Raw genomic sequence first — 12,556 nt, 5'->3', positions numbered from 1 at the left:
TCTAAATACTAAGGTGCTGGCTGAGCTTATCTATTAAGCTGTCATGTTGTTGCTCTTGTTCTGCTTGTTGAGATTTAACTTCAAGCAATTCATGACTTAAATGTAATGCTGCCATCAGCAACGCTTTTTGGTCATTGCGAACCGATGAGCGTTGTTTCATTTGCTCCACTAAGTCATTCAAATTTTGTGCAGCAGCAACTAGGGCGTGTTCTTGCCCAGGTGGGCAAGAGAACTCATGTTCTTTACCTAGTAGCTCTACGGTGACCCGCTGACTTTGTGGGCCGCTCATTAGCTAGCCTGTTGAACGCTTTGTAATTTCTCAAGCAGGCCAGTTAGTGTGCTGCTTGTATCTTTTTGTTTCTCTTCGTTTTCTAGTACTTCTAGTTGCAGAGTTTCGTTCTCATCTAAAAGCTTAGAGTTTTGCTCTTGTAAGCTTTTAACTTCGCTTTCAAGTTCACTGTTGCGAAGAATTAACTTGTCGATCAGTTGTTCGAGTTGGGAAAGAGTTTCGTTATTCATAAATGCGCTCATAAAACTGTGATTATTGTCATGCAAATGTAAAGGAAAGTGTCTTGATATGCCAGCATTTACGGCCGTTTTAGAGGATTTTTATTTATTATTAAGGTGTAATTCAGCGTAGCGGCTTTTTTATTCATTTATGATTCACCAAAACGCCAGATGCTAGGATCATTTTCTGTTTATCATGTACAATATGGCTATTCATTTTTAATGCAGTTTTGCATTTGGCGACTTATAAATATGCTTAGTTATCGACACTCTTTTCATGCAGGTAACCCTGCTGATGTTCTAAAACATCTTGTTCTAGCTGAAGTTCTTAAATACCAAACAATTAAAGACAAACCGCTTGATTATGTGGACACCCACTCAGGTGCTGGCTTTTTTGAACTTGCAGGCAGTGATGCACAAAAAACACAAGAGTATTTAGATGGGATTGCTAAGCTTTGGCAGCATAACAGTGAACACAATGCACTTAATGAGTATATTGAGCTGATTAAATCATTTAACTCAAATGGTAATTTAGATTTTTACCCTGGTTCGCCAAAAATTGCAGAGCACTTTTTACGTCGCCAAGATAACGGTTGGTTCTTTGAGTTGCATCCTCGTGACTTACAGTTACTGCAAGACAACATGAAAGGTAAGCGTTCTATTCGCGTACGTGGTGAAAACGGCTTTCAAGGCTTAATTGGTTTATTACCACCAGCATCACGTCGAGCTTGTGTGCTTATTGACCCTCCATACGAAATTAAAAACGACTACGATACGGTTGTTAACACTCTTGTTAAGGCGCATAAACGCTTTGCAACTGGAACTTACATGATTTGGTATCCGGTTGTAGATCGTGAGCGAATTGACAGAATGGAAGCGGGTTTAATCGCATCGGGTATGCGTAACATTCAGCTTTTCGAGCTTGCAACAGAGGCAGACACCGACGTTCACGGTATGACAGCATCGGGTATGATAGTGATCAACCCGCCATGGAAACTAAAGCAAACAATGGATGCGGTATTACCAGAGCTTGTTTCATTACTAAGCGATAGCAGTGGTTTTTATCGCAGTGAACAGTTAGTTGAAGAATAATTTCTCCAATACAAAAACGCCCAGCAATTGCTGGGCGTTTTTTTATTTAACTGTTGTTAATTCATATAAGTCGCTGCGAAGGTCGCAAGTGGCTCATCACTATCATCTAACAAGGTTAACTGTTCACCATTGATAGAGTACTTAGCTGTTGCCGCAAGTGCTGCAGACATGGCCGCTTCAATATCCATTTGTGATACACACATTTTTTTGGTGCTTGCTAATGGGTTGAATGTAAGCGTCTGCTCGTTAACCTCGTAACTACCTGAGAAGTTATTACATCCTAAGTGACCATTGGTTGAACCATCGTCTTTAAACTGTACGAAAGGTTCTTTATTTTCAACGGTGATAGCCTCACCGCTGATTGTAACTGCTTTCCAATACGTATTGGTCAATGTCACGTCTGGCTTTTTCGCTGATACTTTTGTTACTGTCACCTTGTACACATCATCCGTCGCATCTTCGGCAAATGGATTATTGTGAGTGGTGCTGATGTAAAGTAATTTACCTTGATTCTCAATGCGTGCACTCACACTATAGCGGTGACGGTCAGCAATTTTGCTTTCGTCATACTCAAGTTCCACGTTATATGGTGGCGCACCATTTAATTCAATTTCTTGTTCGCTGATAACCTCTGCTTTGGCATCCATTTTTGATACATCAGCAAGTTGTACTTTTAATACTGAACCCGGTGGCAGCATGCTGCGGTCTAAATAAATAACCTGAGTATTGAGGGTTTTCATTGTTGATTGCTCAGCTTGTGGTGCGGCAGAGTCTTCACCACAACCTGTTAATACTAAGCTGCTCCCTAAGATCATTAAACTGCATAGAGAAGCGCGTTTGAAAGATGAGATGGTATCCGAAGCCATGATTGTTTCCTTGCGTTTTAGGGTTATGCGTCTTTGTAATTGAATAAGCATAAAGTTCGCTGACTTAATCATAGCTTAATTAACAAAAAATGGGCACTTGGCCCATTTTCTTAATTACGGATTCGCTTTAAAAAGCAAATTGAGTGCTCGTTATTTTTTCACGTATTTGGTTAGAATAACAATGCGTTGACCATCAACACGGCCTTCAATATGTTCTGGGTTGCTCGTTAAGCCAATGTTTCTTACTGCTGTGCCACGCTTAGCAACAAGGCTGCTGCCTTTCACATCAAGATCTTTAATAAGTGTCACAGTGTCACCCGCTTGAAGTACAACACCATTACTGTCGATGTGTTTAATATCGTCATCTTCAGCTAGGGCTGTTTGCGCCCATTTTAACGTGTCTTCTTCAAGATAAATCATATCGAGTGCGTCTTGTGCCCAACCGTTATCAGCAGCTAAACGCTTCAACATGCGATAAGCCACAACTTGTACAGCCGGTGTTTGACTCCACATGCTGTCGTTCAAGCAATGCCAGTGGTTTGCAGTTAAACCAGCATTATTTTCAATTTGATCTTTACAGGTTTGGCAAACGTAAATGCATTTATCAGAATGAGCCTCTGTAACAGGTGGCACTTCGTAAACAGATAGATTGTCTGTATTAGTGCAAAGTTCACATTGGTTATTACTGCGTTCGATTAGGGCTTGTTCAATGCTCATAGGAGGCTCTTTTAGTTAACAAGGTAAGAAAAACAGCGCGCATTATAGCAAAAGCAGGTCCAAAGCGGAATATCCCTAATTATTGTAGGGGTATGCTTTTTGTGTATTTATTGATTATGGCATCTAAGCGGCCAGAATTTTTAAGTTCTTTGATTGCTGTATTTATTTTTGGTAACAATGATTGATGCTCACTGCGCAGGCGAATTTTTAGATTACCTAGCGAATGTAATGCACCAAAGCTGATATCTGCATCAAATTGCTCAGCCCAATATAATGCTGGCAGTTTATCAATTATGACGACCTCAATTCGTTGCATTTTTAACGCCTGAATGAGTTGTTGTTCAGAGTGAAAATCAACCCGTTTAAAGCGGTTATCGTCATAATAGTAATAGCCTAAAACAGTCCCTACGGGTTGATTACGAATACTGTTGAGTTGCTGCCATTGAGCCACAGAGCTTTTTAAGCTCACTAGATACTCTTCAACGGCAAACAGGGTGTTTGAGTAACTAAACTGTGGATTTTGTTTTTCTGTCTGGCTCAGCCATTCGGGGCTTATGACATCAAAATCGATATGTCCTTGGTGAAGGTATTTAACGGTTCGTTTTGCAGGAAGCTCGACATGCTGCACTTGAATATCAGCAAGCAGCATAACTTGTTTGATAATTTCAGGAAGGATCCCTGGATTGCTTTTATCATCAATATAGTAAGGATAGTAGTTCCCAGAGCCGGTTACATTGTATTTCAGTACAGGTTGCTGCTCAGCCAAAACTGCTTGAGTAAGAAAAAGTAAAATTAAGAAAATCGAGTTAGAGAAGCGCAATGGTCTGATTGAATTCGTTTTCATGTACCTAGTTTGGTTGGGTTTTTGTTTTTTAGCAAGGCAAACATCTTTCACTATACTTATAACAATAGTAATGTGGAGATAGCCACATCTAAGTGAGAAGTAGAATGTCAGAATTAAGTATGGAAGGTAACAAAAGTCAGAGCATGACTCAGTATATAGCCCGGCAGCCAATATTTAATGCTGATAGAAGTTTGTATGCTTACGAATTATTGTATAGAGAATCGAGTGATAATGTCTTTCCGGTAGGCACCAGTGATGGTCAAGCAACGGGACGGCTGTTTTTTAACGCATTAATGTTGATGGGACTCGAAAAACTAACGGGCTTTCAACCTGCGTTTATCAACCTATCGACCGACGCTATTTTGGATGATTTCCCTAAGTTGCTGCAACCACGCAGTGCGGTTATCGAAATAGTCGAGCGGGCTACTAGCATTCCAAAAGTAGTGAGCCGCGTTAAGCAGTTAAAACAAGAAGGCTATTTGTTTGCGCTTGATGATTACGACGGCACAGATAAATGGCAAGATATTTTACCTTTAATGGATTTTATTAAGCTTGAAGTCACGCAGCCGATTATCAAAACCAACATGATGATCAAAAAGCTCAAACGCAGCTTCCCAGAAACCACTATCATAGTGGAGCGCATTGAAACTTATGAAGACTTTAAGCAACTAAAAGCGGCTGGTTGCGACCTGTTTCAAGGCTACTTTTTTGCCAAGCCAGAGCTTTTAAGTTTTGGTAATGTTGAACCATCAAAAGTTGCCGTGCTTGAATTACTTAACTGTACTGCGCAAACAGATTTAAATTTTGATGCAATTCAACAGCGGGTTGCTAAAGATATTGGCCTTACCGCACGCATTTTAAAATTAGTTAATGCGCGTATAAGCAATAGTCAGCAAACAATTCGTTCGATTTCACAAGCGGTTATTTACCTTGGTGAAGACGCGATTAGACAATTTGTACGGGTATTAGCGCTGAGCGAGTTGGGCAATGATAAACCGCAAGAGCTGACTAAACTGGGCTTAACAAGAGCTAAGTTTATTGCGCTGATGCTTGAACCCGGTGGTAAAGACCTAGCTGAGCAGGGTTATTTAGTCGGTTTACTATCCGTACTTGATGCTATTTTAGATATGGAGCTTGATATCATTGCCAAAGAGTTTTCACTGGGTAGTGAGCTTTCGAGCGCACTGTTAAACTTTAATGGCATGCAAGGTGCGAGCTTACAACTTGTTAAGGCGATGGAAGAAGAGCAATGGCAAACTGCTCATGAGCTGCTAATGATGATCCGCCCTGCGTCAAAGATGGATGTGGTTTTTCAAGCTATGTACGATGCCCGTGCTTATGCCGATGAAGTGTTCGCAAGCTTATCATCGGTTACAGACTAAAAGCACAGAGTTCGTTATGATGCGGGCTCTGAGTATTAAAAAGGTTTGTAACTAATGCGTGTTGTTTTTCCAGTACTGGCTATTTTAATTGCCTTGGCGTTACTTATTCCTGGTGTAACCCAGCCTGTGCTCACCCTAGAAGGAAAAATCGATAAATCTAAGCTTGCCAAAACAGGTATTGAAATGATTGCCGATGAAGGCGATCGCAATACCCGTAGCGTGTTAATGATGGCTTCAAGCATGTTGGGGCTTGATAAGCTCGAAGGTGAAATAGATGCCTACAAAAAAACACGCAGCATTTGGGGCACCGTGAATGAGCTCGCCAATAACAAAAATTACCTTGTTGCCGCGCTTGTTGCAGTGTTCTCGATTGTTATTCCCACTTTAAAACTCTTGATGCAATTGCTTTATTATTTTTTACCTGCGAATAGATTTAAGCATTTGCTCGGTCAACTCATACAGGGCCTAAGTAAATGGAGCATGGTCGATGTGTTTGTGATTGCATTAATCGTGTCTTATTTGGCTGGTAATGCCGATGGGCAAATGGGCGAGCTAATCAAAATGCATGCCGAATTGGGGGATGGATTTTGGTATTTTACTGGTTATTGCCTGTTTGCTATTGCTGCCAGCAGTAACATAAAAATAGATAAGCCCTTGTCGAGCGCGTAAATTTTGGGCTACAATTTGGGCAATTAATTTTTAAGGTATGATGATGACGCGACTTTCAAGCTACTTATTGATAGCTATGATGCTGCTCACTTTTGTGGGTCAGTCAGTTGCGTCTGTTGCTATGGTGTGTGATATGCCACATGCCAGTATGCAGATGGATCATCATGCAAATATGAGTGCTGACAGCGACATGAGTGATATGGATTGTTGCCATGAAGACGTAATGGATAACAGCGATTGTGCGTGTCCGCTCAATGCCTGTACAGCTCATTCACTCCTGCCGTTAAATGATTTAGTTGTTAAATCAATTAAGCAATCAGAAAAAGTCACCGTGTTAGGCGCCAGCCAGCTTAGTTTCCACGCAAGTTCTTTATATCGTCCACCTATTACTGCTTAAGCAGGATAGGTCTGTCTAAAATTCAGTAAAACGCTGAAATACTCCTTATTCTGCACCCAAAATCTATTGTTTTTTAACCATTTTTAAGATTTTTGGAGCATGTGATGATTCACAGCAAATTGATTAAGGCGCTTTCTCTAGGCGCAGTATTGATAACCTCAAGTTTAGTGAAAGCAGAGCCATTGGCGCTCAATCAGGTGATTGATTATGCATTGACTCACGAGCCTTGGTTACAGGCAAATAAATACCAGCAACAGGCGATAGAAGCGCAAAGCATTGCGGCAGGTACCTTGCCAGATCCAGTGTTAACCGTTGGACTCATGAACTTACCAACCGATGGCTTTGCCTTTGACCAAGAGGGTATGACGCAATTCAAAGTGGGCTTGTCACAACAATTTAGCCGAGGTGATAGTCTTGCCTTACAGCAACAAGCTTTAAAACAATCGGCTGAACAATACCCTTGGCTAAGAGCTGACCGCCAAGCACAGATTAAAGCCATTGTTAGCGAAGCATGGCTAAATGCCTATCGCGCACAAAAAAGCATTCAACTGATCAGCCAAGATAAAGCCTTATTTAATCAGCTTATTGATATTACAGAAGCAAGCTATGCCAATACACTTGGTGCGACTCGCCAGCAGGATATTATTCGCGCCCAGCTAGAGCTGACTCGGCTTGAAGATAAGCTGGTGATGTTAGAGCAACAGTTTGATAGTGCAAAAAAACGACTAGCACAATGGCTACCTATTGAAATGCTAAACGGTGCAGTGAGCGATGAAAATACCAAGGTGACCGCAGTAATGGCTTATCAAGAGCTTGCGCCATCGGGGGTGACTGAAGTGCTGATGAATCACCCGGCAATTATTGCTATTGATCATGCTATGCGTGCCAAAAACACCCAAGTGAAAGTGGCTAAAGAAGCGTATAAGCCGCAATTTGGTATGAACCTAGGCTATGGCTATCGTGATGATACCCCGATGGGTGACTCTCGCGCTGACTTATTCTCTATTGGGGTAAGTGTTGATTTACCGCTGTTTACTGATAACCGTCAAGATCAACAAGTTAATGCCGCAATAGCTAATGCCGAGGCGGTAAAAACCAACAAACTTATTACCCTACAAAAACTGCAAGGTCAGTATTTTAAAGAGCTTAGCCAACTAAGCCGACTTGCTCAGCGCAAAGCACTATATCAACAGCAGCTTTTACCGCAAATGGCGGAGCAAGCCGAAGCGACTTTAAATGCTTACACCAACGATGATGGTGACTTTTCAGAAGTGATGCGTGCACGCATCAGCGAACTTAACGCAAAAATTGATGCATTGAATATCGAAATAGACAAACAAATAACCCTCGCTCGCCTTAACTATTACGCAGCAGCAAAAGATAACCAAATAAATGCAGCACAAAGCCAAGGAGCTACCAATGAATAATACAGTGAAATTAGTTATCGCCTTGGCGGTAGGTGCGGCATTGGCAACGGCTTTAAATAAACTAGCTGAGCCAGATCATGAAGCTATGCCAAGCGCTGAGAAAAAGCCCTTATATTGGGTGGCGCCTATGGACAGTAATTACCGCCGTGATGAACCGGGTTTATCGCCAATGGGTATGGAATTAGTCCCCGTTTATGAGGAGCAAAGTAGCGCTGAAGACAGCCCTGGTACTGTGAGAATTTCACCAGCAGTCGTTAATAACTTAGGGGTAAGAACAGCGCCCGTAAGGTTTAAATCATTACAAACGACGGTTGATACGGTTGGTTATGTGCAATACGACCAAGACCAACTCGTGCATATTCACCCTCGTGTCGAAGGTTGGATAGAAACCTTATATGTAAAAGCTGCAGGTGACCAAGTTAAGCAAGGCGAGCCACTTTATACCTTGTATTCTCCACAGCTAGTGAATGCACAAGAAGAGCTATTGCTTGCCCTTAAACGTAACAATGCAGTGCTTATACGTGCCGCAAAAGCACGCTTAGCCTCACTGAATGTTTCTGACGATTTTATTACCCAATTAGAGCAAAGCCAAAAGGTCAGACAAAACATTACCTTTTATGCCAAGCAAAGTGGCGTATTGGATGAGTTAAATATCCGCGAAGGTTTCTTTGTGAAACCGGGCACAACCATGATGAGTATTGCTCGCCTAGAAGAAGTGTGGGTTGAGGCTGAAGTTTTTGAGCGTCAAGCAGGGCTAATTCATAAAGGCTTGCCAGTTACTATGAGCTTAGATTACTTACCGGGTAAGCGCTGGCAAGGCAAGGTCGATTATATTTACCCAACCCTTGATGAGAAAAACCGTACCCTTCGTGTGCGTTTACGCTTTGCCAACCAAGATGGCTTACTCAAACCGAATATGTTTGCTGAAGTCAGCATTACTACTAAGCCAACTGAGCCGCAATTAGTCATCGCAAAAGAAGCGGTGATCCGCACCGGTAGCCAAGACCGTGTGGTGATTGATTTAGGTGAAGGGCGTTTTAAATCAGTGGCTGTGACGCTAGGTCGTAGTGATAATCATGATGTCGAAATTTTATCAGGCTTATTGAAAGACGATAACGTAGTGGTTTCAGCGCAGTTCTTAATAGATTCCGAATCAAGTAAGAGTTCTGACTTTATGCGTATGCAAGAGCCAGATAGTGACAGCGCAATGGTCAATGGCGTGATCAACAGTATTGACCGTGAAGCCCGCACAGCCGTGATCAGTCGTGAGGCTATCCCTAAGTGGGGACGCGAGGCTGCAACTATGGAATTTCATTTTTCGCCGCGTATCGATATGTCTAGTTTACAAAGTGATGATGAAGTGCATTTTACCTTTAAGTTGGTAGACGGTGAGTTTGTGATTTTTGACATCATGACCATGAGCCACCCTATGCAAGGAGAAATGCAATGATAGCTGCCGTGATCCGTTGGTCAGTCGGTAATCGCTTCTTTGTATTACTGCTGTCTTTAATGTTGGCGGGCTTTGGGATTTTTTCTTTAAAGAATACCCCAGTTGATGCCTTGCCTGACTTATCTGATGTACAGGTTATTGTAAAAACGTCTTACCCAGGACAAGCGCCTCAAGTGGTGCAAGATCAAGTAACGTTTCCTATCACTACAGCCATGTTGTCGGTGCCGGGTGCTGAAACGGTAAGGGGCTTTTCGTTTTTTGGTGACTCTTATGTATACGTTATTTTTAACGAAGACACCGACCTTTATTGGGCCCGTAGTCGGGTGCAAGAGTATTTGAGTCAAGTAAGTGCTCGCTTACCAGATTCAGCAAGGCCTGAACTTGGCCCTGATGCAACAGGTGTGGGTTGGATTTACTTGTATGCGCTGGTGGATAAAACCGGTAAGCACGATATTAGTCAGCTACGCAGCCTGCAAGATTGGTTTTTAAAGTTTGAGCTGCAAACGGTGCCGGGTGTATCAGAAGTAGCGTCTGTTGGTGGTATGGTTAAGCAGTATCAGGTGAATGTCGACCCCGATAAATTGCGTGCTTATGGTATTCCGCTGAGTTTAATTCAAACAGCAATTAAGCAAGGTAACCAAGAGCGTGGTGCCTCAGTGGTCGAAATGGCTGAAGCTGAATACATGGTATCAAGCACAGGTTACATCAAAAGTGTCGCAGATTTAGAAGCCATTCCGCTGGGTACTAATGCCAATGGCACGCCACTGCAATTACGTGATGTGGCTGATATAAAACTTGGGCCGCAAATGCGCCGTGGTATTGCCGAACTAAACGGCGAGGGTGAAGTAACTGGTGGTGTAGTTGTGATGCGCTTTGGAGAAAACGCCGAAGCAACCATCAAACTAGTAAAAGAAAAGCTAAAGTCGCTCAAAAAAGGCCTGCCAGAGGGGGTTGAAATCATCCCTGTGTACGACCGCTCAAACCTTATTACCCAAGCGCTTGATAACTTAAGCTCAAAGTTAATTGAAGAATTAATTGTCGTGGCCTTAGTGTGTGTAGTGTTTTTATTCCATATACGCTCATCGATCGTAGCCATTATCACGTTGCCAATGGGTATTTTAACGGCTTTTGTGGTGATGTATTGGCAAGGTATAAACGCCAATATCATGTCGCTTGGCGGGATAGCGATTGCCATTGGTGCAATGACCGATGGCGCTATCGTGATGATAGAAAATATGCATAAGCATATGGAGAAAACCCCACTGACCGATGAAAATCGTTGGCAAGTGGTGATGGACTCAGCCGCAGAAGTCGGGCCCGCGTTATTCTTTAGTTTATTGATCATCACTGTCAGCTTTATGCCGGTGTTTATTCTTGAAGCACAAGAAGGACGAATGTTCTCGCCACTGGCTTATACAAAAACCTATGCGATGGCAGCGTCGGCTGGTTTAGCGATTACACTTGTGCCGGTATTAATGGGCTACTTTATTCGCGGTAAGGTTATTTCGGAGCAGAAAAACCCTGTAAACCGCTTATTAGTGGCAGCCTATAAACCCTTGTTAAATGCAGTATTAAAAGCACCGAAAACAACATTGGTACTGGCATTAGTGTTGGCTGCTATCGGCTTTTACCCGGTTAATAAAATTGGCAGTGAGTTTATTCCTCCCCTTGATGAGGGCGACTTAATGTATATGCCAACTACTTACCCAGGTATTTCAATTGGTAAGGCCCGTGAAATCTTACAGCAGACCGATAAGCTAATTGCCAGTGTTCCAGAAGTTGAGTCGGTATTTGGTAAGGTTGGTCGAGCGGATACTGCCACAGATCCTGCTCCGCTCACCATGATCGAAACCTTTATTCAGTTAAAGCCAAAGTCACAGTGGCGCGAGGGTATGACAACCGAAAAACTGAAAAAAGAGCTCGATAATCTGGTTAAGTTCCCAGGGCTTACCAATGCGTGGGTTATGCCAATCAAAACGCGAATCGACATGCTTGCCACTGGCATTAAAACGCCTGTGGGGATCAAAGTAGCAGGGCCAAAGCTGAGCGAAATTCAAAAAATCGGTGAGCAAATTGAAGTCATCTTAAAAGATTTACCGGGCACGGCTTCGGTTTATTCTGAGCGCGTTGCCGGCGGTCGTTACATCAAAGTCGATATTAACCGTGAGAAGGCTGCGCGTTACGGTTTAAACATTGCTGATGTGCAACAGGTTGTTGCTACTGCTATCGGTGGTATGAATGTGACCGAAACGGTTGAAGGGCAAGAGCGTTACCCGGTTAACTTGCGTTACCCGCAAGATTATCGTGACTCGCCAGAAGAGCTTAAGTTGTTACCGATAGTGACGCCAAACGGACAGCGTATCGCATTGGCTGATGTTGCCCATGTCTTTATCGAAGATGGCCCGCCAGGTATTAAAAGTGAAAATGCGCGTATTAATGGTTGGAGCTTAATTGACATTGAAGGCAGTGATATTGGCAGTTATGTTGAGCGTGCGCAACAAGCGCTGCATGAGCAGCTTGAACTACCTGCTGGTTACTCAATTACGTGGGCGGGGCAATATGAATATATGGAGCGCGCAAAAGCCAAACTCAGTTATGTATTGCCACTCACCTTGGCAATCATTGTGGTGCTGTTATACCTCAATTTTAGAAGCTTTATTGAGGTGGCAATGATCATGCTGACCTTACCGCTTGCGATGATAGGCGGTATTTGGCTGATGTACCTTGAAGGCTTTAACTTCTCGGTTGCTGTTGGGGTTGGTTTTATTGCCTTAGCTGGGGTTGCTGTGGAAATTGGCGTGATCATGCTAGTTTATCTCAACCAAGCTTATCAAGATGCGAAAGCGCAATCAGCACAGTTTACGGTTACAGAACTGCGCCAAGCAATCATCAATGGTGCGGGCCTTCGGGTTAGACCAGTGATGATGACAGTCGCCACTATTATCATAGGGTTATTGCCAGTGCTTTATGGCACTGGAACGGGCAGTGAGGTGATGAGCAGAATAGCCGCGCCTATGGTCGGCGGGATGCTCAGTGCCATAGTTTTAACACTACTAGTGTTACCTGCGCTTTATTTTATATGGCGTAAACGCCATCTATAAATTTTACAGTCAGTGTGTAACTTGTACGCTTTTACTTGCTGCAAGTTACACATTTTATTTTAAGTGGCTGAAAATTAATGGGTTTATTACTGGTGTGATTTATG

General features: G+C 42.8%; 12 protein-coding genes. 7 read left to right on the top strand and 5 right to left on the bottom strand.

Features of this window, described 5'->3' with window-relative positions; genetic code table 11:
* Position 1 precedes the first annotated feature (1 nt).
* Complete coding sequence (locus tag AADY36_RS15240; protein ID WP_054563511.1) at positions 2-289, bottom strand: cell division protein ZapA; 288 nt, start codon at positions 287-289, stop codon at positions 2-4.
* Positions 289-519 carry a cell division protein ZapB gene (locus tag AADY36_RS15235; RefSeq protein ID WP_054563591.1) on the bottom strand — a complete coding sequence of 77 codons (231 nt, stop codon included), beginning with the start codon at positions 517-519 and terminating at the stop codon, positions 289-291. Before AADY36_RS15235 ends, AADY36_RS15240 begins: the two co-directional genes overlap by 1 nt.
* Positions 520-759: 240 nt before the next feature.
* On the opposite strand from AADY36_RS15235, the gene AADY36_RS15230 reads away from it, so the two are divergent.
* A complete protein-coding gene (locus AADY36_RS15230; RefSeq protein WP_054563512.1) occupies positions 760-1,599 on the top strand; it encodes a 23S rRNA (adenine(2030)-N(6))-methyltransferase RlmJ in 840 nt (279 codons plus the stop codon).
* 56 nt (positions 1,600-1,655) lie between these two features.
* Here AADY36_RS15230 and AADY36_RS15225 read toward each other — a convergent pair whose 3' ends face one another.
* The 3 genes from AADY36_RS15225 to AADY36_RS15215 all read right to left on the bottom strand — a co-directional run bounded on the left by AADY36_RS15225 (position 1,656) and on the right by AADY36_RS15215 (position 4,026).
* Positions 1,656-2,465 (bottom strand): META domain-containing protein, encoded by an 810-nt coding sequence (locus AADY36_RS15225; protein WP_054563513.1) that lies wholly within the window; start codon positions 2,463-2,465, stop codon positions 1,656-1,658.
* A gap of 150 nt (positions 2,466-2,615) precedes the next feature.
* Positions 2,616-3,182 carry a PhnA domain-containing protein gene (locus tag AADY36_RS15220; RefSeq protein ID WP_342409183.1) on the bottom strand — a complete coding sequence of 189 codons (567 nt, stop codon included), beginning with the start codon at positions 3,180-3,182 and terminating at the stop codon, positions 2,616-2,618.
* Positions 3,183-3,261: 79 nt separating this feature from the next.
* Positions 3,262-4,026, bottom strand: a complete 765-nt coding sequence (locus tag AADY36_RS15215; RefSeq protein WP_054563515.1) for a substrate-binding periplasmic protein — start codon at positions 4,024-4,026, stop codon at positions 3,262-3,264.
* A 104-nt stretch (positions 4,027-4,130) separates the two neighbouring features.
* Here AADY36_RS15215 and AADY36_RS15210 point away from each other — a divergent pair, with 104 nt between their 5' ends.
* The 6 genes from AADY36_RS15210 (at position 4,131) to AADY36_RS15185 (ending at position 12,452) form a co-directional block, all read left to right on the top strand.
* Positions 4,131-5,408 (top strand): EAL and HDOD domain-containing protein, encoded by a 1,278-nt coding sequence (locus AADY36_RS15210; protein WP_055198963.1) that lies wholly within the window; start codon positions 4,131-4,133, stop codon positions 5,406-5,408.
* Positions 5,409-5,462: 54 nt separating this feature from the next.
* The gene (locus AADY36_RS15205) at positions 5,463-6,077 is read left to right on the top strand and encodes a paraquat-inducible protein A (RefSeq protein WP_342409182.1); all 615 of its coding nucleotides are present in this window, start codon (positions 5,463-5,465) and stop codon (positions 6,075-6,077) included.
* Between the two features lie 43 nt (positions 6,078-6,120).
* Positions 6,121-6,474: a hypothetical protein gene (locus tag AADY36_RS15200; RefSeq protein ID WP_342409181.1), complete on the top strand. Its 354-nt coding sequence runs from the start codon at positions 6,121-6,123 to the stop codon at positions 6,472-6,474.
* Between the two features lie 104 nt (positions 6,475-6,578).
* Positions 6,579-7,901, top strand: a complete 1,323-nt coding sequence (locus AADY36_RS15195) for a TolC family protein (protein WP_055020902.1) — start codon at positions 6,579-6,581, stop codon at positions 7,899-7,901.
* Entirely contained in the window at positions 7,894-9,351 is a 1,458-nt protein-coding gene (locus AADY36_RS15190; RefSeq protein WP_342409180.1) for an efflux RND transporter periplasmic adaptor subunit, read from the top strand. The genes AADY36_RS15195 and AADY36_RS15190 overlap by 8 nt, the downstream gene beginning before the upstream one ends.
* Positions 9,348-12,452, top strand: a complete 3,105-nt coding sequence (locus AADY36_RS15185; protein WP_342409179.1) for an efflux RND transporter permease subunit — start codon at positions 9,348-9,350, stop codon at positions 12,450-12,452. Before AADY36_RS15190 ends, AADY36_RS15185 begins: the two co-directional genes overlap by 4 nt.
* Positions 12,453-12,556 lie beyond the last annotated feature (104 nt).

It is taken from the genome of Pseudoalteromonas sp. D15MCD-2, from assembly GCF_038562745.1.
In the GTDB taxonomy this organism is placed as follows: domain Bacteria; phylum Pseudomonadota; class Gammaproteobacteria; order Enterobacterales; family Alteromonadaceae; genus Pseudoalteromonas.
The sequence above is the reverse complement of the archived record's forward strand: the minus strand, read 5'-3'. Positions and strand labels throughout refer to the sequence as shown.

Bases quoted from the DNA above. Each gene is read 5' to 3' on its own strand.
- AADY36_RS15240 (WP_054563511.1), bottom strand. From the start codon at position 289: ATGAGCGGCCCACAAAGTCAGCGGGTCACCGTAGAGCTACTAGGTAAA.
- AADY36_RS15235 (WP_054563591.1), bottom strand. From the start codon at position 519: ATGAATAACGAAACTCTTTCCCAACTCGAACAACTGATCGACAAGTTA.
- AADY36_RS15230 (WP_054563512.1), top strand. From the start codon at position 760: ATGCTTAGTTATCGACACTCTTTTCATGCAGGTAACCCTGCTGATGTT.
- AADY36_RS15225 (WP_054563513.1), bottom strand. From the start codon at position 2,465: ATGGCTTCGGATACCATCTCATCTTTCAAACGCGCTTCTCTATGCAGT.
- AADY36_RS15220 (WP_342409183.1), bottom strand. From the start codon at position 3,182: ATGAGCATTGAACAAGCCCTAATCGAACGCAGTAATAACCAATGTGAA.
- AADY36_RS15215 (WP_054563515.1), bottom strand. From the start codon at position 4,026: ATGAAAACGAATTCAATCAGACCATTGCGCTTCTCTAACTCGATTTTC.
- AADY36_RS15210 (WP_055198963.1), top strand. From the start codon at position 4,131: ATGTCAGAATTAAGTATGGAAGGTAACAAAAGTCAGAGCATGACTCAG.
- AADY36_RS15205 (WP_342409182.1), top strand. From the start codon at position 5,463: ATGCGTGTTGTTTTTCCAGTACTGGCTATTTTAATTGCCTTGGCGTTA.
- AADY36_RS15200 (WP_342409181.1), top strand. From the start codon at position 6,121: ATGACGCGACTTTCAAGCTACTTATTGATAGCTATGATGCTGCTCACT.
- AADY36_RS15195 (WP_055020902.1), top strand. From the start codon at position 6,579: ATGATTCACAGCAAATTGATTAAGGCGCTTTCTCTAGGCGCAGTATTG.
- AADY36_RS15190 (WP_342409180.1), top strand. From the start codon at position 7,894: ATGAATAATACAGTGAAATTAGTTATCGCCTTGGCGGTAGGTGCGGCA.
- AADY36_RS15185 (WP_342409179.1), top strand. From the start codon at position 9,348: ATGATAGCTGCCGTGATCCGTTGGTCAGTCGGTAATCGCTTCTTTGTA.